We start from the raw sequence: 22,435 nt of genomic DNA, 5'->3' as shown, positions 1-22,435 counted from the left end.
CAAACCGGCAAGATCCGTGTAGGTTTCCCGCCTTAACCTTCGTATTTCTTTAGATATAAGAAAAAGTTTGCTTTCTCAGAAGACGGACTGCTTATATCAGAACGTTACTTGCGATATACGAACGGCAAGCCACTGATGTCTAACCTTTTGGATCATTTAACAAAAAAATCCCACCCCCAAGACCGTAAGTCTCAGGGACGAGATTGTTATACTCGCGGTACCACCCCAAATTTGCCAATATGTCACCATATTCGCCTCATCGAGTACGGCATTACACGGGAATGCAGATACTCTAGCTCTGTAACAGGAGCTCCTGGCACACCATCCCCCTACGTTGAGAGTTCCTTGTGCTGCTCAGAGTCTTTTTTCAATAAAGAACGCTTCGCCCCTTTTCAGCTGCCGGAGCTCTCTGTACAAGAATTCGTTTATTTACTCGTCTCGTCATTGCATTTGTTATGATTATTATATATAAAACCATTTCGTCGGTAAACCATATTTATAAAATTTTCACGAGAATGATCAAGCTGGTCATGATCATTACTATCGTGACACCTACTCGGCATAACCGATTTCCCCGTTAATCACCGTCATTCTGACCTTCGTCTCCAGCAGCTCGTCCGGATCTATCCCATTATGCAAGCAGCGATCCACCACCGTAAAATCGGCATATTTGCCCAATTCCAGTGTTCCCCGTTGATCCGCTTCTCCCGCTGCCCCCGCACTGCCGAGCGTAAACAGCCCGATCGCTTCAGTCAGGCTGAGCTTCTCCTCCGGCAAATACCCTGCGTGATCCTCCCCCGGCTTGCGTCTGGTGATGGCAGCATGAATCCCGAGCAGCGGATTCAGCGGCTCTATGGGAGCGTCGCTGCCGCCTGCACAAGGCAGCCCCGTGCGCAGCCACTTCTTCCATGCATACAAGCAGCTTGTCCGATCAGGACCTACGCGCTCCAGCACCCATGGAAAATCGCTGGCCACAAACCGAGGCTGCAGGTCCACGGCCAGCTTCAGCTTGCTCATTCGCTTAACTGTATCGGGATGTACAATTTGGGCATGGATGAAGCGGTCGGGAAGCTTGGCGGCTCTGCTTAGCGGATGGATTTCAAGCACATCCGTCATCATCTCTGCCGCGCCGTCACCGATCGCATGAAAAGCTACGGGATAACCCAGCCTGCGCGCCCTGCCAACAATCTCCCATAGCTCCTCCGGCGAATGCATGGCCAATCCGCGGGTATGCGGCGCATCATGGTAAGGCTCCTTGAGCAGCGCCGTTCTTCCTCCAACCGCTCCGTCAGCGAACAATTTAACCGCTCCGATGCGATTCCAGTCGTTCCCGCTGCCTGCCTTGATGCCGAGCTCCTCCATTTCATCAAGAAAGCCATGGAACATCAGCTGATGGGTACGGAAGCGCAGTCCCTCCTCGTGCAGTTCCCGGTGGATCCGCTGCATCGCTTCCACACTCCCCAGCAGGCGGAGGTCCTCCGTATGCGCTGCCGTCAGGCCGAGCCGAAGGGCATCACGGCATGCCTGAAGCATCGCAGCTTTCAGCCTGGACGGGTCAGGCTCCGGCTGGACCATGGTAAAAGGCATCGAAGCATTCTCGTAGATGCAGCCGTTCAACCGGCCAGCGGCATCCCGGCCGAAAGCGCCGGACTCCGGATCGGGCGTGTCCTCAGTGATTCCCGCTCTTCGAAACGCTTCCGAATTACCGAGGAAAGCATGGAAACAGGTTCTCGTCAGATATACAGGATGCTCCGTTGTGATGTCGTCAAGCTCCATCATATTCGGGATCACCGGGTCCGGAAAATGGTTCTCGTTCCAGTTCAGCCCCATAATCCACTCCCCAGGCGGCGTTACCGCAGCCCGAGCTCGCAGCATAGCCAGCATCTCGTCTTTCGAAGCCGCCTCGGTGAAATCCAGCATGCCCAGCTTGAGTCCGTGCATGCCGAGATGCATATGGGCATCCACCAGGCCTGGCAGCACGAAAGCACCCTCCCAATCCACCGTTTGATAATCCCGTCCCGATAACTGCAAGCGCAGCTCGGCCGCACTTCCCATGGCACGAATGATGCCGTCTTCTACATATATCGAATCCGCAGTCGTTGCAGCGTGCGGTGAATAAAGAGCGCCGTTTGTAAAAAGGACAGGTTGCATGTGTCTGATTCCTCCGGATTTTTCCCATCATTATACCAAACATGCCTTCAGTTCGTCAGCCGGCGCCGCCCCAAGGCAACCCTCCCCAAAATTAAACAGGCGGCCCCACTCGGGACTGCCTGTCCAAGATTAATTGATTTTGGTGAAAGCCCACTTCTGCGCATCCGTGCCATTGTCCGTCCATTGCTGGACAGCAGCACCGTCCGCGGTGGAGGCGCTGGCTACATCGACTACAAGCCCGCTCGCTTTGGACACAAGTTTATAATAACCGCCGCCAACATCAATGATCCTCCATCGCTGTGCATCCGTACCATTATCATTCCATTGCTGCAGCTGAACGCCAGTCGAAGTGGATGAATTCGGCACGTCGAGTACTTTGCCGCTGTGCACGGCCGTGAGTTTGTAGAATCCGTCTCCCGTGCTTTCCACCCGGAACCTTTGGTTATTGGCGACGTAGTTGGTCCACTGCTGGATTTTGGCGCCGCTGGCCGTGGACACATCCACGACATCCATCACTTTGCTGCTCGCCTTGGAAGCGATGGTGTAAATCCCGTCGCTGATGACATTCGATGCACCCGTGTCCTGATACACGCGCACGTAATCCACCAGCATCTGCGAAGGGAACGGCGTGGAATTGTTTGGACTGCCCGGCCAATTTCCGCCAACCGCCAAGTTCAGCAATAAGAAGAACGGACGCTGGAATTCCTCGGTATTGCCCGTTCCGTTCTCAATATAAAATTCATTGAACTGCTGACCGTCCACAAACCAGCGGATGTATTTAGAATCCCACTCAATGCTGTAGACATGGAACTGGGAAAAATCCAGATTGCCGGATACACGACCGAATTCGGCGTGACCTCCTGCATCCCAGTGAACGGTACCATTTACGTATGGATTCAGGTTTACCCGTTCCATAATGTCGATCTCTCCGCTCTTCGGCCAGCCGACCGTGCTGATGTTGCTTCCGAGCATCCAAAACGCCGGCCACAAGCCTTGGCCCGACGGCAGCTTGATTCGTGCCTCCACTTTTCCGTAAGTAAAGCTCTTCAAATCCTGGGTTTTGATCCGGGCAGAGGTGTAATTCATCCCGCCATAGGATTCCTTCTGAGCCGTAATGACAAGATTACCGCCGGTGACCTGCACGTTCTGCGCGCGATCGGTATAATACTGCAGCTCATTGTTTCCCCATCCCCCGCTGCCGGTACCGATTTCCGGCGTCCAATTGGATCTGTTGAGCGAGGTCCCGTTAAACTCGTCACTCCATACCAAATTCCAGCTCGGCGCCGCATTGGTTTTGTTCACAGGCAATAGAACGACCAGAAGACTAAACAGCAGAACTACACATATTCCTTTTCTTAGCATCATGTTCCCTCCTATTTTTCATCGGATTCAGGTTTCATGGATACCTAGTGTGCCAGCATCGTGCGGACCGTCTACTGAAGCTTCGTATCACCTCTCTTTCTCGTTCTCTCGTCTTGCCTTAAACCAATCTATGATGGAAGATTCACTTGTTGTTCTCCTCTAAAACACCTTTAATAATACGCTTTCATTTCCATTATATTCCTGTTTCATTCCACTATCAACCTAAATTTATATTATTTTACATTCATAATTTGGTTTCTTTCATTAAAGTCCTTACGCTTCTCTCCAAATCAAAAAGCCGGCTGCTAGAGCCGGCTTCTGTTACGTTCTCTATCTTCTCATATTCTGACTTATTCACGACAAATCATGAGTTTGTTCCCATCGGGATCCTTCACGACGAACCAATGATTGTGCTCGATTTCCGTCACGAGTTCCACGCCGAGCTTTTTCATATATTCCAAAGAACCTTCCAGGTCCTCTGTCATTAGCATAAAGGCGGGAGTATCGATAGACGGCGCTCCCTCGGGCTGGTCTCCTCCCCACTTCGGCATCGTATCCAGAATCACGCCCGTACCTTCCATGGGCAATGGGCATAAATGGCCATTCATAATCTGGCAATCGGCCTCTGGTATGCCCAGAACGCGGCAGTACCAGCTGCGCGACGCTTCGATATTCCGGACCGGAATGAAGATGCTGCCCACCTTGTTCTTAATCGGGCTTGCCTGTGTATGGTTGTCCGTATTCTGTATGGATTCGTTCATGGTTTTGCCTCCTTGGATCATCTTAAGTACGCGTGGTGCCTTAAACGGTCGATACCCTTCCGGCAGCTCTTTTCCGACAGGCCATCTGCTCATGAGCTCCCTCCATTCTTATGTCTGCTGCTTGATTTTTACCGGAACATAACACTTCGCTTGGATCATTCCATCATCTGACGCTCCCTCCAGGTCGTAACTGGCATACCACCGGCGTTCTGGATCCGGCGTAAACTCGCTTGAAGCATCGAGCCATCGGTAAATTCGATGAAGTACGCCTGTCATCGTGCCATAGGCACCTGATTCCAGGCAGGCATAGGGACCGCCTTCCAACTCAACCTGCACGTCCTTATCTTCAAGGGATGGGAGGAACTCCTCCGGCGGAACTATATAAATCTCGTAGGCGGAGCTTTGCTTCAGCAGAGCGTCGTCACAGCGCATGAATACGCGAATACGCGAGTCACCCCTAAACCCCTTACGAGATAACCAGGCAATCGAAGCTTCATCCGCTTGTTCCACGCAGTCCGGCCCCTTTCTGCGAAAGGCTATCGCCTTAAGCGTGGACAACTCCACAATTTCGATCTTTCCCATCATTTTGCTTCGTTCCACGGGAAGGAAAAGCTTCATCCGAACGATTTGATTCTTGTTCAGTACATATTCTTCCATGAAACCATGCTTTCCTTGCTCAAACACACTGCGGGGCAGCCATTCGGAGAACAAACGATCCCATGTGTTCTGAATGCAGTCTTCCGCCACCGATGGCGTTCGGACCACGGCATACAGCCCGCCATCAAGAACGATGGCTTTCAATTCTGGATGCTTCATCATCCAGGCCCGCTCCTTCACGTCAACAGCGAGCAATTGATATCCGAACGGCTTGCTTTCATCCTCCAGATCCACGTTCCAACCGAAGAGCCTTAGCTCATTGATATCGATATGGTGAGAAGACATAAGCGTCCGGAAATGATCGATCGCAGCGGCTTCTATCCCTTTCTCATGCTCGGCAGCAAACAGACAACCAATCCCTTTCCCGGGAAGCAAACGGGTAACCCTTACTTCAGGAAAGCGTTCAGAGGCATCCTGCTCTCCCATGAATGTTGTCCGTTCATTCAGGTTCATCCGTTCAAAACTGTAGATCAGCCGAGATTTCCGGTATGCTCCTGGAGTTAGTCCTGTGCACCTTTTAAACGATTTCATGAATGCCGGGTAGGACTCAAATCCACAGCGGTACCCGATATCGAGGGTCGGCAGATCGGTATTGCGCAAACAGCTGGCGGCCTCGCTGATCCTGCGTTTTCGTATGTACTCCTTGACGGGGTGTCCCGTTATACTGTGAAACAATCGGTAGAGATTCGGCAATGACATGGCTGCCACGCCGGCAATTTCCTCGAGTGCCAGCGGTTCCGTGAGATGATCTTCGACAAAATCAATGGCGCGTTGAACGATTTCACCGGTCTGCATTTCTTGTCCTTTCTCTCACTTATGATTGTAGCTTCCTTCGATGACATCATACCAAATTTCAGCGAAGGCGAACTGTACTTTTTTATCAAAAAATCAATCTCGTTACGGCAAAATCAAAAAAGCAGCCTCTTCATCTGACAACAAGAGAACTGCTTTCCATTCAATTAGTAAACTTGGCAGGCTTGCATGGAAATGCTGCATCCCTAGATCGCCATAAGTGCGCCTGCGCCTTCCAATGAATGCTTAGCCCCAGAGAAGAAAGTAAAGATTGCTTTTTTAAACTCGAGCACTAGCCCATCCTTCATCCATCAACCAGTGACTCTCGGCTTCGTCGGATCGCAGTTCGGGCTCTGTATTTCGCCCAGAGCAGCCAGCTTGGACAGATAATAACATTCTTCCCGATACATATGATCCGGCATCAGCGGATTGATCCGGTCCAGCACTTCCCCGCGCAGCTCAAGCTCCTCGAGTTCCGACAGAAAGTGCATGAACACTCTCATTTCCAGGTTTATATCGGCATGAAATTTGCGGAGGGCGGGAAAATCCTTCAAGCGGGTCCGCAGATACCCTGTCATTTCAACAGCCTTTAGATAAAACCCTTCAAAATCCTTTTGGAACGCCATGCTTTTGGCAATCAACGGCTTTTCGGCAAAATCCAGATCGGCGGCCAGACTTGCCGCATGACCAAATGCATCCTGCAGCCAGACCATATCATAATGCAAAGGATGGAACAGCGGCACTCCCTTCCCCTCTTGCAAGGCCTGCAAAATTCGCAGGTATTCCTCCAATTCATTTACCATGTGGTTGATAAAGGACGGGGTCAGGAGAAAATCTATGGTGCCTGCAAGCTGCCGTTCTAATAAACTCAGCTTGAATTCGCGCAATTCTTGCGAAGCACGAAGGGCTTCTTCGTTCAGTTTAGCGATGAATGCGGATGCATCCGGTCGCCGAGATTCACTGAGAAGCCTATCAAATCTAGTCATTAAGGATTCAGCGGTAGCGATGTCCGCTTTTTCCTTAGGCGACAGCGCAGTAAAAATAAACCGGCAGTGGTCCCCAAGAATCTGCAGCCAAAACCGGTGCTCATACAATGGATCACTCATTGGCCTTGCCTCCTCTGGCAGCTTTATTCTCAGAAAATATATGCAGCTGCCGTGGGAGTAGAACGATTGACAACTCCAGCCGGAGCAATCGCTTGCCTTCGATTAGACTACCGACAATCTACGCGATACGGGACCATCTTAACGTTCACGATTTACCATATAGTTCAATAGATGCTTGAGAAACGCCGTATTGCGCGGCATTTCCTGCAGCGCCTCCATCGCCTGGCAATAATGATCCCACATTTCCCGGCTGGCCCCTTCCTGCCCCAGAATGCTCACGAAGGTCGATGTGTTGTTCTCCGCATCCTGTCCCCCGGGTTTGCCAAGCTGCTCCACGTTCCCCTGCACATCCAGCAAATCATCCTGAATCTGAAAAGCAATGCCTGCGTGGTAAGCAAATTTCTTCAGGATTGCGATTTCCGTCTCCTTCACCTGAGCCAGAATGGCGGGCATAACCAGCGATGCCTCGAACGCGATCCCCGTCTTGTAGTAACAAACCGTATTCAACTGCTCCAATGACAAGGCCTTTCCTTTTGAATTCAAATCCATCGCCTGGCCGGAACACATATCTCCCGCTCGCTGGGACGAATACCGTATCAGCTTCAACACCGTTTTCGGGTCAAACCCTTCCAGGGAGGATTGCTCTTCGATCGCCTTCTGTATTAGGAACAAACCGGTAATTTCCGCCGTGGCGCTATCGTGAACCTGATGCAAGGTCGGCCGCCCTCTACGAGTAGAGGCGTTATCCTGGGAAGGCAAATCATCGAATATCAAGGAAGCGGTGTGCATGTATTCAAGCGATCTCAGCAGCGGCACGATGGCTGATGCCTGCAGTCCATATTCCTTCACGGCCATTACCCAAGTCAGTATGGGTCTCAGGCGCTTGCCGTCCCCTTCGAGCGAATAATTGGCCGCATCGATCAGCGACTCTTTCATCGGCGGTATGCCGGGAGTCTTGTCGATTTGCAAATGTTGGTTAATCTCATCTCGAACGGATTTAAACGTATCGATAAAATAATCCTTCTCTTTCCGCTCGTTTCTAAGTACGGTTACCATCTGATCACGCAGCAATTTATCAAGGAAATCCACCTGATCGGCTTTGGAGACCATGTGCTGGATAAGACGATTGAATTCCGGGTTCCCGGAAGCGAAAATATCCATGATTTCATTGTATTTCTCGGTGCCGACGCGTTCTTTGCAGCGCTTCAGGCCATTGATGGCCCGGTCGAGCATCACTTCTCGCGTCTTGGCGTCCGAATGGTACACGTTATGAATCAGGTGGGAAATCACTGCCCAGTATAATTCAAAAGGATTGATGAGGTCCTGGCGTTGTCCGCGATATTTTAAATAGTAAGTGTAAGGTGTTACCGCCCCGTCCTTCAAGTCTTGGAACATATCGGCAAAATCATCGGCCAACTGGTTGTAGATCCCATAATAGAACGTTCGGTCCTCGAAGCCTCCATCCGCCGCAGCGCTTATAACAGAACGGACAATCAATCGCGAGGAAGAGGATTTCAGGATGATCGGCAGATATAATTCTTCATTGGTGTAATCGGGATTCGCAAGGTCCTTGATACGGTCAATATGCTGCGAATGAAAAAACACGTTGGACTGCTCGAAAAAAGTTTGCTGCGTTTCCGGGCGCTGCCGTCCTTGAATATACTCGAATGCATCCCGGAGCTCCTGATGCACGAAATGAACGAGCTCCATGTTTTTACCGCTCCACTGGCCAAGTTCTGGTACTTTCCCGGTAAGCAGGGCCTGCCGTATCATGTGGGAGTACTGTTCCTTCTCCTGGGCGTTCAAAACCCCTGAATCGAGCAGGTCGTCTATGAAAGGATAGGTTAACCCGTAGGAATACCCCAGTCGGATCGCATCGTCAAGACGCGATGAGCGTTCCGCTGGCGATGTTTCTCCATTCAAATCTTCCATAACATGCATGACAACCCCAACGATAATTTTGATTAATTTGCGCTGGGCTTGCTCTGCATCCATCTTGTCCGGGATATGGGAGGCTACATGCTTCAGTTTGTTGATGACCCAAATCACGGCTGTTTCAATGCCTTCCTTCTGCGCCCAACGGTACAATCCCGCCAGACTCATAAAATCCGGCGTGTCTCCCTCTTTTGCTCCGTTTGAGCGAACCAGAAGTTTTCGGGTATTCGCAACAACGCGTCGTATTCTCTCTTTCGTATCAGTGGAATCCAGCGCCATGCCCAGATCCCTCATATAAATATAGGAGATGCTTCGATCCAAATAATCATCCAATTCGCCTGTATAGTTGAGCCATCCGATGTATCTATGATAATCCCGGTTATCCGGCTTTTTCTTCGACGGCAATATAGAGGACAGCCATGATTGACGTTGAACATGCTTTCTTTTCCATATGAGAATGTCTTCAGTCAGCATAGGCACATAACTCTTATCCTTAACCTGTACATGGAGCGATGCAAAATACTGAGCAGCCTTCTGCTCAGCCTGCCGATATCCCGTATCGGCGTAATCTGTATATGCCACATTCATTTGATGGAATCCCTCAACTTCTTTAAATGTTAAACATGCACCCATGTTTATAACCTTTATACGCAGAAGTTTCAATCGGGTTACATTTCAGTTACAGTTACAGGGATTCATCCATAGACTGAAGCCAATGTCCCATGGCCTCCGACACTTCGTCCAGCTGCTCGGCATCGGTGATGGCGGGTTCATGGTCTCCTTTTTGCATACCGTAAGCTCCGAATTGCCCGTGATTTCCGCCCTCAATTTCTACATAGGTGGTAGCGTCCGGCAGATTCTTTTTTGCAGCCTCCCATTTCGTTCGATCAAGAACGCCGTCCTGCGTACCGGTAATCTGAAGCGCGGACAGGTTTAATCCGTTCAGATTGCCCCCATCGTCAGCGTATGAGGCCATGAAATAGACCCCTTCAATGACATCCGCATGTTCCTTGGCATATCTCGCGGCAAAAACGCCGCCTAAGGAATGTCCGCCGATGACATATCGGTTGTCTGGATGCTCCGCTATGAAGGAATCCGCCTTGTTCTGTCCGAATATGGCGAGATTCAGTGGCATGGAGGCAACATAAACGCGATGCCCTTTCTCTGCCATTCTCTTGGCAAAAGGCGCGTAACTTTCGGGCTCCACCAATCCGCCCGGATAAAAAATAATGTCGGGCTGAATCATCTGCCCTTCTACAGGCTCGAAGCGATAGCCGTCTTGAATGCGTTCAACCGCCACCCTCGTGTCGCTTTGAAATACCGCTTTCGCTTCATCCAGCGGCTCGTAAGTAAGTGAGTCCAGTATGGCAAGTCCTGCGATGATTATGATGGCCAAGATGGACAATATCCAAATGAATGGCCTGATCCATCTTTTGTTCCTCGGTTTATGGGTTTGCTTCATGTCTATCACGGTCCCTTCAATCCAAATATGATGTCATTTCAAATTATACCGCAGGGTTAATTAAATTCCTACGCGCCTGTTCGGAGATCCCTTACATCCTACATAACGAAACCAAGCTGCCGAGTCGGTCGGCAGCTTGGTTTATCTCGCAAATTAGGAATCTGTTCGCACAAATCGGAACCAGCCAAAATCAAACTGGCTTCCCGGCAGGAAGATGAACGTCACCTTCTGTTTGCCGGCCACTGGCTCCAGATCGAATACTTGCTCTTCATATTCGTCGGCTTGCCTAAATTCGACCAGCCGGTTGCTTTCGCCATCCAGATGCGCAAACCGAATATGAATCGTATTTTTATCCAAGGCGGATCTGCCGTACACCACCAGTTTCGATGCACCGTCGGCTGAAAAATCCATCTCGTCAAACTCGAGGGAGACGTTATTTCCTATCCCTTGAACAAACCTGTTGTCCACTATCGTAAAGGTATCCCCGTAAATCCGGTCGCAATCCGCGGCAAAGTTGGGCTCAAAGGCTCGATTCCCCGGTTGAAAATAAAACCCTTTAATGTGCACCTTCTGGCGAAGGACAAAGCAAATCGACGTAATGCCGCGCAGCTTCTTGGACAATCGGTAGGTTTCTTCCTGATACACGTTCCATTTGGACTCCTTCTGATAAATGCAATCGGCCAGCAGGGAGCTGCCCTCTTCGCCAGGCATGCCCTCCCAGATTTGCAAAGCGTACGCTTCGCTTGAAAGAGCAAATATCGGAATCGTGATCGTATCGGAGCCACGGGGGCCAAAATCGATGTCCCGGAACCCGACCTGCGTCTCGCCGTCTCTGCTCGTGGCTACGCCTCTTTCGTTTCCGTTCCCAACTTCACCTTGACTGTAATCATATAATCCTGCAGATATGAAGGAGTATGGATCCTTGTATGCTGCACCCAAACCGTCGACCTTAAATTCAAGCTGGGAGATGAGCCGGGTTTTACCTGTCCCGTTCCGGCTCGTGCATCTTAATCGAAATTCTCCATCGCCAAGGGCTGTTACGATGGCAGCATGGCCATTGGCCTCGACGCTCGCAATATTGGATTCGATGCCGGCATCGTTTACGACGGCCCATTCGACTTCCTGATAAGAAGCTGTCAGTGGATGCAACATGGCCCGAACTGTCATTTGTCGATTCGCCGGATCAAAGACCTGACCCTTTTCGCTGATCAGCTCAATCTTGCGAAGCGGAATCTCGTCCCTGCTTCCTGTCAGGCATGGGCCCTCCTCATTCCTCATGCTTGCGGATATTCCTTGCGTCACATCATCCTGTACGGGTATGGAAGTCAAATGAAGGGATTGACGCTCCATACCTGTGGAGGACACCTCGATCCCGATTCCGCCGGGCTCCAATGTCGCTCCGATGATCGCCATCAGCTTGCCGCTGAACAGTCTTCTGCTTAGGCCTTTGTACGGATCGTAATCCGTGCTGTCCCCATTATCGAGACCCAGCAGCCGCCCCGCACCCGTGACATGGACCTCCACCCGGTTATTGGCATTCTCGACGGAATGCCCATCCTCATCTTCCATCGTGATCTCAACGAAGATGAGATCTGTTCCATCGGCCCTTAGCTCTTCTTTATCCGGGCGCAAAACGATCCGCCTGGCATCGCCAAACGATTGTCTTGCATCCGTGGCTACGATACGGCCTGTTTCGTCATAAGCGATCGCTTTCAATTCGCCTTTGACGTAAGGAATCTTCCACCACCCAACCAGTTCTCTTCCTCGTGCATGGTCAATGTCATGCGTACCCACGGTTTCCCCATTGAGCCGTAATTCTACTTTTGGCGCATTGGAGCAGATGCGAACATCTATCATCTGACCGTCATTGAAATCCCAATAGGGCAGCAGATGCACCATGGGCTTCGTTTTGTAATCCGTCCAAGCAGCTTGATAGATATAATAGGAGTCCTTCTTAAAGGTTGCCGTATCAATCTGTCCGAAATAGGAGTTTTTAGTATGGTACGGCGTAGGCTCTCCAATATAATCGAACCCGGTCCATATGAATTGACCTAGCGAGAAGGGCATATCCCGTTCAGCCAGAATGCATGCCTCCGCCGATTTCGCTCCCCAGCTCGTCGAGCTGTTGCCGAGGGAGGAGCACTGCTCGTCATCATCGGCCAGGATGGATTTATCGAACGGGAAATGGTAGATGCCTCTGCTTTGTACAATTGACGCGGTCTCACTACCATATATGATCCAATCCGGATGTTCCCGGTGATGGTTCTCGTAATATTTCTCGGCATAGTTATATCCTGCTACCTTGACGATATCGGCGCATTGCTGTGCGTTCTCCCAAGGCATATAATTCGATCCGATGGTAACCCTTGCATTTTGCTTAGGATCGTATGCATAAACCTCATCCATCAGCATTCTTGTGATGTCCTGCCCCTTCTCATCGGCATGGGTATCATATATCTCATTCCCGATGCTCCACATGATAAGGCTCGGATGGTTGCGGTCCCGTTTAACCCAGCTCTTCACGTCACGCTGAACCCATTCCCGAAAGAACCTGGCATAATCATAAGGCGTCTTCGGCCGCTCCCACATATCGAAGGCTTCCGATACAATCAGCAGCCCCATTTCATCCGCAAGCTCCATCAGCTCCTTAGCCGGCATATTATGGGCGGTGCGAATCGCGTTAACCCCCATTTCCTTCAGAATCTTAAACCTTCTCGCCAAGGCGGTTTTGTTAAAGGCTGCTCCCAAAGCGCCGAGATCATGATGCTCGCATACGCCGTTCAATTTGAATTTGCTGCCGTTCAGCAGGAGCCCTTGATGAGGATCCAGCCGAATGTGTCGGAATCCCACATTATGAGTGACGGCTTCCAAGATAGTATGCTGCGAAACTGTGGAACGCTTGGTTCCGCTCAGCTTCATTTCGGTCACCAATTGATACAAGTTAGGTTCTTCCGGACTCCAGAGCAGCGGATCCTTGACAGCTAATGTTTGCGTATTGATGATGCTGCCTGCACTGCTGCCCGTGTGATTGGCGTCGACCCGCTCTGAAGTCTCGGAGATGATCTGCCCATCCTTCAAAATCACATGCTTGATCAGCACATCATCCACGATCTTCATTTCCGTCTCGACTTCAACCAGCCATCCATCTTCCTGATGCTTAGTCGCTATATAAACGCCGTCCGTGATGATGTGGTTGGATTCCCTTGTCTTTAACCATACATTCCGATAAATGCCTGCCCCGGAGTACCATCGGCTGTTCGGGCTTTGATGCACAACCTTTACGACGATGACATTCTCACCGTCCCGGAGCGCATCCGTGATCTCGTGTTCAAAGGAAGAATAGCCATACTTCCATTCGCCCATAGGACGACCATTGACATAGACGGAAGAATCCATGTACACACCGTCAAAACAGAGGAAGACCTGACCGCCGTCATTATTCCACAACCATTTCTTCCGGTACCAGCCAATGCTGTTCTCGTATAAATCCTCCGTGTTATGAATGAGCCAATCATGAGGAAGATCAACGGGCTGAAATTGTAAATTCTCCGAATCTTCAACGTCCAAACTGCTTTTTGCAAACGTCCATCCATCATTAAATAAAGCTCTTTTATTCATGGGTGAAATCACCTTCTTCGTTTATTTATTCATCAATGCGGGGCCGCATATTCAGTCAATCCTACTATATCAGGATGCTTTATCATTTGAGCCTTCTTCAAAAAAGTTCTAAGGTTTTCAAAGGATGATCTTTAATTCCTGTATATCCTTGCACTGGACAAAAAAAAGAGCCCTTCGCATGCAGCATGCATCAGAGCCCCTTGCTTCATTATATTGCAGATGTTCCAAAAGAGACCCAGCGTCCGAATCTCTTTGGATATCTTAATGTTAATGCAAATACCCCGTCTCCACCTCGTCCAAGACTTTTCTGGCTTGTTCAACCCACATATCGTCCACCGAGGCGTCAGGGTCGATCGGCGACTGGAATTGATCGAAGAGAGCTCCCAATAAACGTGGTCTCGCATGCTTATCGGTCCCCTTATTATATATATGCCTGAAGACAAATGGTCGGCCAAGCTTGATCGTTGCATGGCATCCGCCGCATTCGCCATCCAAGCTGCCCTTGGTTACGTGAAAGGGAATGCGAAGCCACACCATCCGCTCCTGATCCAATCGCCTATCCAAATAGCCATGCTTGTAATCCCAATTGCTGGCTAACGTAAAATCGTGTTTGCATAGATAAGTATCGATGTTTACGAAACGGTCCTCCATATTCTCCAGTCGCGATTCCAAATTAATCATGTTAACGCCCACCTTCACATTTTAGTTCTAGGATGGACGTGATTTCCTGCCTTTATACGGTTCGCAGCTGCTTGCTGCATCCTGATGTCCGATTAAGTTCGTAATGCTTATATCGCTCACGCGTACCCACTGCCTTAAATTACTAGTCGTGAAGACACAGCACTCCCATTCTGGATCGCAGCTATTATATATAATGCTGATCTTTCCCAAAACAGTGACACTGGACCAACCAAGCGCCAAAAACGCAACTATCTTCCTAAGCTTTTAGCCTTATTCTTGTTCATATTCATATTATTTATGTCATTTAGTTATTTTATTCCATTTATCATATAGTTCCTTTTATACCGATCACCCGTTCGATTCATTCGGGTCTATAATGTCCTGTAAGAACTTGGGCTCATCTTTTTTTGAACTATCAATGCTATAATAACCCCGTTTACTAAACAGAGAATACGTGGAGTTCTCGCAGAGAAACGGAGGGAAAACATGAAAGTGAAAGGTTACCAGAAGCTTGCTAGCCTCTTGGTTGTCATGCTTCTGGTGGGGCTGCATACCCCGGCTTACGGCGAAAATAATTCAAAAAAAGCGACTTGGATATGGCAGACGGACCTGATACGGGATGGCGGCGCAGAGCTGCTTGATTTTTCCCGCGAAGAGGGCATTAATCTGATCTACTTGCAGATCGATCGCCAGCTGTCGTCGGACATTTACGAGGCGTTTATAGAGCGAGCGCATGAGGACCAAATCGCAGTCCATGCCTTGGGCGGAGACCCCAGATGGGCGCTCACCGAGCATCTCGATGATATGCTCGGTCTCGCTGATTGGGTAATCGACTATAACGGGAAGGTTGCTGCAGGTGCCCGATTCGACGGGATTCATCTGGATGTAGAACCATATGTGCTTGCCAATTGGGAAACTGAACAGGGCCAAATCATCACCACCTGGGTACAAAATCTTAAAGCGTTCCTGAGCCTAGCTTCCGGAAAGGGGCTGGAGCTCGGAATCGATATTCCTTTCTGGTTTGACCAATACGCCTTGGCGGATGGAACCGGTCTTAATGAATGGCTGATCGGTGCGTTTGACCATGTTACCGTCATGGCATACCGGAATGAAGTGGAATCCGAGCACGGGATTCTGGACTTGACGCGGTCTGAGCTTGAGCTTGCTGACAGGCTTGGGAAACAAATTCTGATCGGAGTTAATACCAAGGAGATGCCAGGCGAGTCTTACACCACCTTTTATGGACACGGGAAGGACAAGTTGAATCAGAAATTGGATCATCTCTCCAGTGCGCTCGGTTCTTATCCATCCTTTGCCGGTGTCGCAATCCACGATATTCGCAACTGGCAAAGCATGTCTTCTGATGAGATCGTTCCCCCTGGAAGCACGGATCCCATTTCCCCATCACCGGTCCCGGAGCCAAATCCAGTTCCAGAACCCGGTGAAGGCGACCGCGTGCCGGATGCGGATCCAGTGACGCGGGATCCTATGGTAAGAGGCACTTATATATGGGAAGCCCATGAAGTCGTTCAAAACAGTCAGGAAATTCTTGATTTTGCCAAAGAGAAGAAATTGAACTGGCTGTATGTACGCCTTGATCTGGAGCAGCCGTACAGCTCGTACTCGTCGTTTGTTAAACAAGCGGCTGCGGCAGGAATCGAGGTTCATGCCATGGGCGGACATCCGATATGGGCCCTTGAGGAGAACCGGCCGAGAATGATGCGGCTCGTCAATTATGTGAAGAACTACAATCGCGCCGTTGAAGGCGATGAGCGTTTCCATGGCATTCACCTGGACATTGAGCCCTACGTGCTGCCGGCATGGAAAGAGGATTCGCAGCAGGTTATTTCAGAATGGACCGCGAATCTGGATGCATTCGTTACGGAATTGAAAAAGGATTCTTCATTGGAAGCCAGCATGGATATGGCCGTGTGGCTGGATAAATACAAGGTCACTGGAGAAGACATGTCGCTCAGCAAGTGGATGATCAATCGTATGGACCATGTTTCCCTCATGGCCTTCCGGGATGTAGCGGAGGGATCCAACGGCATCGTCGGGGTTTCCAAGGAAGAGATTGCATTTGCCGATGAGCTGGGCAAGCCCATCAAGATATCGGTAGAAATCAAAGCCAGTCATGAAGGCGATCATATCACCTTCCACGAAGAAGGTGCCGCCTACATGGAAGAAGAGCTTGCCAAGCTGCCTGCTTTATTAAAGGATTCACCTTCCTTTACCGGCAGCGTCGTGCATGCTTATGCGTATTGGAAAAGCGCGAAGCCGTAAAATGTATGAGAAAGAACATAACCCCATTGCTCATAATGGAGCGATGGGGTTATTTCATTGACGTTTCAGCCGATGTGAATTACTCTCTTCACTGCAACGTATATTTTGCTTGTACGGATGGTAGTATCGTGGCCATCTGGATCATCAAACCAAGCATGGCATAAACCAGGTGTATGAAGGAAACGGAATCCAGGATATACACCTGAACCATAATCCAGATGATTAACTCAAAGCCCGAATATAAAGAAAAGGTCCAGGACCAATGCTTATCTTTGAATATATTGAATCTTTGGGCTGCGTTCCACTCCCACCTTAGAATCAGTCCGGAAGCCGTGATCACAGGCAGGATGCCAAACACGCAGAATAAAAGAATGCCTGGAATTAAATAATCAGGAAAGAAAGAGTCCTGCAATAATGAGCTGGGCATCCCAATGAGTTCACCACTAGGAGCCGTTATAAGCATGGTTCCCCCTGCCAACGCGCCGATCGCCAAGAATGCTTGAAGGCCAATCAATGTATTGGATCGCTTCCCTTTGATATTGACCATCTCCTAACATACCTCAATTCTCTTAATATTCGAAGGTCACCTACATCGAATCTATTCCCTCTTCTCTAATTAAGAAATAATATTTGTCACAATGCCATGGCAGCTGGACCAAGACTCAGAGAATAAAAAAAGCCTGATTACTCAGGCTAAAGTGATATTGCTTATAGGATCGCAAGGCCGTATTCATTATGCGATGTGCAGTTACGAGGCTCGCTGTTTTTTGTTTAGAAGATGCTCGCCCCTGATCCAGCTATGAAAGAAATACTCAAAGGCCCCCGCAAGTACCGCCAGCAGCAGAATCTCCGAGAAATCGATGGTCCAGTTGGCAGCGGCGCCGATGATCCACAGCATGACAAATACCAAGCCGGCATCCGCTATCGTGGCGATCATATTGCGGGTGCGAGGCAGAATATATAAATCCCCTACCAAGTAAGCAACGATGGCGATCCCCACTGCCGTCAATAGGGCCCCGATGAACGAAGCATCGGTTAGGGAAACCAACAGAGCCGTTATCATAACCCCATGCACCAATAACTTAACAAGCAGTTTCATAAGTGATACACTCCTTTTTACGGTAGTGTATCCAGCTTGCGCTATGATTACTCCGTGATCATGGCAGAAATAACCTCTTGTCTCTATGCTGGGCGGAGCTTGATTTCCGCTATCGTGCCTTGGCCAACCTCGCTGCGAATCTCGATCTCTCCGCCATGGGCGATGACGATATCATGCGTAATAGCCATGCCAAGCCCCGATCCCTTATGGAGTTCTCCCGTATTCGTCCCTCGGAAATAACGGTCGAATATTCTCCCAAGTTCTTCCTGTTTAATGCCTTTTCCATTGTCCTCCACCCGAATAAGAATATGATCTTCGTTCTTCTCGACCTGAACCTTGATTGCAACATCCTCGCGGTTATGAACGATTGCATTGTAAATCAGGTTGCTGATCGCCCTGCGGATCAGGATATCGTCAACCTCGACTTTAATGACTTCATGACTGCTGCCAAAGTCAATGTCCCGATTGGAATAACTTGGATTGTTCAAGGTGTCGATCACGGCATTGCGGACCAGGCTAACGATGTTTATATGTTTCTTATTCAGCATCAGCTCTTTGTTCCTCAAGCGAGTCGACAGATTCAAATCCTCAATCACGTCTCGTAAATAGATGGATTTACGTTCAATGATCCCGGCATAATCCCTTATTTCGTCTTGAGAGAACTGGTACTCCGGATCCTTTATCATTTCGGCATAGCCTTGAATCGAAGCAAGGGGCGTTTTGATGTCATGCGAGATATTGCCGATCCACTCTTCCCTCATCGCGTCCAATTTTTTTCTTTCTTTCTCGCTTGCTTTCAGCTCTTGGGATAAAAGATTGATGTTGGCAAACACCTCCTTGTACACCCCTTTAGGCTGGTGATAGACGTGATAATTACGATTCGCCAGCCGCTTTATGCTGTCGATCAGCATAAACATGGGTTGGGTCAGCCGCTTGCTGAAGATATAAGCGATACATAAGGCGATGAAGCCGTCAACGATGATGATGGTCAAGCTAAAGACCTTGAACGCTTGTACAAAATTTCGAGTGTCGGTCGTGAGCACATGCCGCTCCAAGTACGGAGAAGTGAAGCCAACCAAGTAACTGAAACGATGATCGGAGTATGTTTTCTCGCCGACAAAGACGGTTGATAGCACGTCCTTCTCAAAGTACTTATAAATTTGCACGATATCCATGGGAGTGTATTTCGTTTTCGCTCCTTCGGGAGCCCGATAACGGTATATTTCCCTGCCATCCTCATCCAAAACCTGAAGCCAGGCCTCATTCTTCTTCAGAATGTCCTTACCCTTCTCGCTCACGGAAGCACCGGATTCGGAAATCACGATAAACTCCTCGAAGGATCTGGAAATCGTCTCTGCGGAGGTTTGACTGCCGTTGGTCAAGAAATCCTCATTCATCGATTGCACAACAAACAAACCGATGACAACGATGATATTCATGATAATCACGATGACAACAATCAGCACAACGGAGAATAGGTACCTGCCGGTAAGCTTCCACCTCATGCCCTATTCTTCCTCTACCGCAAGCTTATACCCAAGGCCTTTTACCGTCAGCAGATAACGCGGATTGGAGGGATCCTCCTCGATTTTCTCCCGCAGTCTTCGGATATGCACCATCACGGTATTATCGAAGCCGAAAAATTCCTCGCCCCACACCTGATCATATAAACTTTCCTTGCTCATGATCTGGCCCGGGTGCTTGAGCATCAGTGTCAGCAGTCCAAGCTCCTTCGGTTTCAGCGGAATAACCTTGCCGTTCTTCTTCAGTTCGATCTTTTCTTCATCTAATTCAAATGGTCCTACCTGAATTAGACGATTCGGCTTGTCCTCTTGCTGAGGCATTTCCGGTCTGCGAAATCGGGCTTTAATCCGGTAAGCCACTTCTTTTGGGCTGAATGGCTTCGTAATGTAATCGTCCCCGCCCATGGCAAAACCCAGGATTTTATCGATCTCCTCCGTCTTGGCGGACAGGAAAAATATCGGAACATTAGAGACGCTGCGGATTTTCTTGCACACCTCGTAGCCTTCTCCGTCGGGAAGCATGATATCCAGGATAACGATATCGGGCTGGCGCTGCTGAAATTCAATCCATGCTTCCTCTGCCGTAGCTGCGGTGTACACCTGATCGATGCCCTCCTTGACCAGCACGGTTTGAAGCAGCCTGACAATATCAGCTTCATCATCAACCACTAGTACCCTTTGATCAAACGCCATTTGGTTTCCCCCCTTGCTATAACAACCATCTTTCCCACTTGGCAAGCTGCTATTCACCTACGCCTGGCTGCTTGCACTCGTTATGATCTCGGTACTTACTCCACCGCAAAAAACTTCGACAGCGGATTCTCCACATGTTTATCTAACAACACCTTCCCCGTCTTGTCCAACACATAGTACTGATAATAGGCGCTGGTGAATCCGATGGATTCCTGCATTTTTGCCATATACGTCTCCATGGCCTCATCTGTTACCTGTTCACCGTTCCAGAAATAATGGAGCATCAAACGATTCTGATTGAATGGATGCTTGATCACATAAGCCCCGGCTGTAGTCGGTTGATTCATGGAATTCTTCCAGGCAAAGCCCATTTTGTTCGCCCGCTCGATAATGCCGGATTTGAGCGCCTGTATCACCCCGTTCGATTTACCGTTTCCAATCAGGATCAAATTGCTTGTCCCCAGTTCATTCTTTAACTTCTCTTTCAAAATCTTACGATCCCGAATAATGTCATACTTCACGCCGCTTAAATCAAGAAACGCCGCAAGCTGGCTCACCATGGTTTCTTGCTGTTTGCGTGTTCGTCTGCTTACTTGATCGCTCAGAACGATCGATAGCGGCTCTCCCTGAAGGGCCTTATCCATGATACGGCTCATCGTTTCGTAGGGCAAATCTGGAATTTGGGTTAAGGCCGATTGATACAGCAATTGAAACTGGTCATGCATATAGGCGGTTTTCTCTTCCTCTGTCAGCTGATATTCTGGCTTTAGCACAAAACCCGGTTGATATAGTGCGGCTGACATTTCGTTTCGCGCCTCTTTTCCGAGCACGTCGTCTATCGTTTGGAGCAGTCCCTCAATCGTAGCATTTTTGTAGACATAACGTTTGAAATATTCCCTCATCAAGTGGTCAAACTTCTCTTCGCCAACGGAACGGTACAATTGGTAAATCGCTTGCCGGCCTTTATCGTAATAAACCGGACTGGCCATATCCCCCACCTCGTCGTTGGTCGACGCAATGGGAAGCTTCAGCGAAGTATCGTCAAATCGAATGGATGTAAAACCATTCAGTTTATCCCCCTGCTTCTCGGCAAAATACACTCTGGAAAAATCGGCAAATCCTTCGTCGAGGAACGATGCCGCCTCCGAATCGTTCCCGATTAACGAGTGGAACCACTGATGGGCGATTTCATGGACGAATACCGTATCCTGAGCAGGATCAGCCTGGCCTTGAACCTGTCCCATTTGAATGACCCTCGAATATTCGATAGCTACGCCCTCCACGTACGTCTCAACGATTCGGAAATCGGGATAAGGATAAGCGCCATATTTATCACCGAAAAATTGAATGGCCTTAAATGCTTGATCAATATACCGGTCAATGATCTGCTTTTTATCCGGCTCGTTGTCCAAATAAAAATATTCGATTGTCAGGCTGTCACGGGTAACGCTGTCCACTTTGAAATTCGGGCTGGCAAAGAAAACGAACTCCCTCGTATTTTCCGCCGCGGCGGATACGACTTTGCGTCCGTTCCCCACCTCCCTTGACGTTATCGTGCCTGGCATGGCTACCTCATAGGAGTCGGGAACATTGAACTGGACGTCATAGTCGGCGGAAGTATAATAATCCGTTTCGAACGTTGTGCTGTAAGGAGCCGCGTTCCATTGATGCTTGTGCTCGTCATAGACCGACATCACGGGATACCAGTGCGCCCCGTTAATCATATCTTGATAATACGATAAGCGCTGCGAGCCATACGGAATCTTCAGAGAAAAATCCAATTGTACCGTGATCGATCCGCCAGGTCGCAAGGGCTGCTTCAATTGGACAGTCAAAGCCTGTTCTTTATTGCTGAAATCAAGAGCTTGACCGCTGGCGGTCACACTCTCGATATCAATGCCGCCAAGAAAATCCTCCGGTTTCTTATCCGGATGGTTCTTGCTGATTTCTTCGTTCGATCGTTTAAACATGGACGTCTGGGTTGAAGCCGAACGGTTAGCATCGGCATATGTATGGAACACCAGCTCACTCAGCGTATCTTGGCTGGTGTTTCGATAGGTGATCCTGCTGCTCCCCTGCATGGTCATGTCCTTCTCGTTCAGCCTGGCCTGAATATCGTAATGAATCGGTGCTTGCGCTTCCATATCCACGACGATTGGTGAAATCGTTGAAGCTGGCGCAGCTGTGGCCGCCGTACTTCTCGGTCCGATGACCGGGCCCGCCGCCAAAGTCAATGCGAGCGAGCCGATAATCGTTTTTTTGGTCAAATTCGCTGTTCTACTTTTCCATGAATTCATCATGTTATCCCCCTT

Annotated in this window: 15 protein-coding genes; 1 reads left to right on the top strand and 14 read right to left on the bottom strand. The window is 49.4% G+C overall.

Annotated elements, in window-relative coordinates; genetic code table 11:
- Window positions 1–552 precede the first annotated feature (552 nt).
- From M1D70_RS13700 to M1D70_RS13660, 9 genes are all read right to left on the bottom strand, one after another.
- Entirely contained in the window at window positions 553–2,151 is a 1,599-nt protein-coding gene (locus M1D70_RS13700) for an amidohydrolase (protein WP_456290133.1), read from the bottom strand.
- A gap of 129 nt (window positions 2,152–2,280) precedes the next feature.
- Window positions 2,281–3,513: an RICIN domain-containing protein gene (locus M1D70_RS13695; RefSeq protein ID WP_456290132.1), complete on the bottom strand. Its 1,233-nt coding sequence runs from the start codon at window positions 3,511–3,513 to the stop codon at window positions 2,281–2,283.
- A gap of 350 nt (window positions 3,514–3,863) precedes the next feature.
- Window positions 3,864–4,367 carry a VOC family protein gene (locus tag M1D70_RS13690; protein WP_228468942.1) on the bottom strand — a complete coding sequence of 168 codons (504 nt, stop codon included), beginning with the start codon at window positions 4,365–4,367 and terminating at the stop codon, window positions 3,864–3,866.
- Between the two features lie 15 nt (window positions 4,368–4,382).
- Window positions 4,383–5,726 carry a helix-turn-helix domain-containing protein gene (locus M1D70_RS13685; protein ID WP_456290131.1) on the bottom strand — a complete coding sequence of 448 codons (1,344 nt, stop codon included), beginning with the start codon at window positions 5,724–5,726 and terminating at the stop codon, window positions 4,383–4,385.
- A 308-nt stretch (window positions 5,727–6,034) separates the two neighbouring features.
- Window positions 6,035–6,829: a DUF2935 domain-containing protein gene (locus M1D70_RS13680; RefSeq protein WP_009592962.1), complete on the bottom strand. Its 795-nt coding sequence runs from the start codon at window positions 6,827–6,829 to the stop codon at window positions 6,035–6,037.
- A 138-nt stretch (window positions 6,830–6,967) separates the two neighbouring features.
- A complete protein-coding gene (locus M1D70_RS13675; protein ID WP_036672594.1) occupies window positions 6,968–9,352 on the bottom strand; it encodes a polyprenyl synthetase family protein in 2,385 nt (794 codons plus the stop codon).
- 97 nt (window positions 9,353–9,449) lie between these two features.
- Window positions 9,450–10,226: an alpha/beta hydrolase gene (locus M1D70_RS13670; RefSeq protein WP_456290130.1), complete on the bottom strand. Its 777-nt coding sequence runs from the start codon at window positions 10,224–10,226 to the stop codon at window positions 9,450–9,452.
- A gap of 153 nt (window positions 10,227–10,379) precedes the next feature.
- A complete protein-coding gene (locus tag M1D70_RS13665; protein WP_456290129.1) occupies window positions 10,380–13,844 on the bottom strand; it encodes a glycoside hydrolase family 2 TIM barrel-domain containing protein in 3,465 nt (1,154 codons plus the stop codon).
- 267 nt (window positions 13,845–14,111) lie between these two features.
- Window positions 14,112–14,525, bottom strand: a complete 414-nt coding sequence (locus tag M1D70_RS13660; RefSeq protein ID WP_009592953.1) for a YugN-like family protein — start codon at window positions 14,523–14,525, stop codon at window positions 14,112–14,114.
- Between the two features lie 486 nt (window positions 14,526–15,011).
- Here M1D70_RS13660 and M1D70_RS13655 point away from each other — a divergent pair, with 486 nt between their 5' ends.
- Entirely contained in the window at window positions 15,012–16,808 is a 1,797-nt protein-coding gene (locus M1D70_RS13655; protein ID WP_009592929.1) for a hypothetical protein, read from the top strand.
- 88 nt (window positions 16,809–16,896) lie between these two features.
- Here M1D70_RS13655 and M1D70_RS13650 read toward each other — a convergent pair whose 3' ends face one another.
- From M1D70_RS13650 to M1D70_RS13630, 5 genes are all read right to left on the bottom strand, one after another.
- Window positions 16,897–17,355, bottom strand: a complete 459-nt coding sequence (locus M1D70_RS13650; protein WP_456290128.1) for a hypothetical protein — start codon at window positions 17,353–17,355, stop codon at window positions 16,897–16,899.
- Between the two features lie 201 nt (window positions 17,356–17,556).
- Window positions 17,557–17,907, bottom strand: a complete 351-nt coding sequence (locus tag M1D70_RS13645; RefSeq protein WP_009592926.1) for a DUF2512 family protein — start codon at window positions 17,905–17,907, stop codon at window positions 17,557–17,559.
- Window positions 17,908–17,990: 83 nt separating this feature from the next.
- Window positions 17,991–19,412 carry a sensor histidine kinase gene (locus M1D70_RS13640; RefSeq protein ID WP_456290127.1) on the bottom strand — a complete coding sequence of 474 codons (1,422 nt, stop codon included), beginning with the start codon at window positions 19,410–19,412 and terminating at the stop codon, window positions 17,991–17,993.
- A gap of 3 nt (window positions 19,413–19,415) precedes the next feature.
- On the bottom strand, window positions 19,416–20,123 hold the full coding sequence (locus tag M1D70_RS13635; protein ID WP_456290126.1) for a response regulator transcription factor: 708 nt from the start codon (window positions 20,121–20,123) through the stop codon (window positions 19,416–19,418).
- A 95-nt stretch (window positions 20,124–20,218) separates the two neighbouring features.
- Complete coding sequence (locus tag M1D70_RS13630; protein WP_456290125.1) at window positions 20,219–22,390, bottom strand: M1 family metallopeptidase; 2,172 nt, start codon at window positions 22,388–22,390, stop codon at window positions 20,219–20,221.
- Window positions 22,391–22,435 lie beyond the last annotated feature (45 nt).

The organism is Paenibacillus sp. AK002, from assembly GCF_053903045.1.
This window is presented reverse-complemented; position numbering and strand designations above follow the sequence as displayed.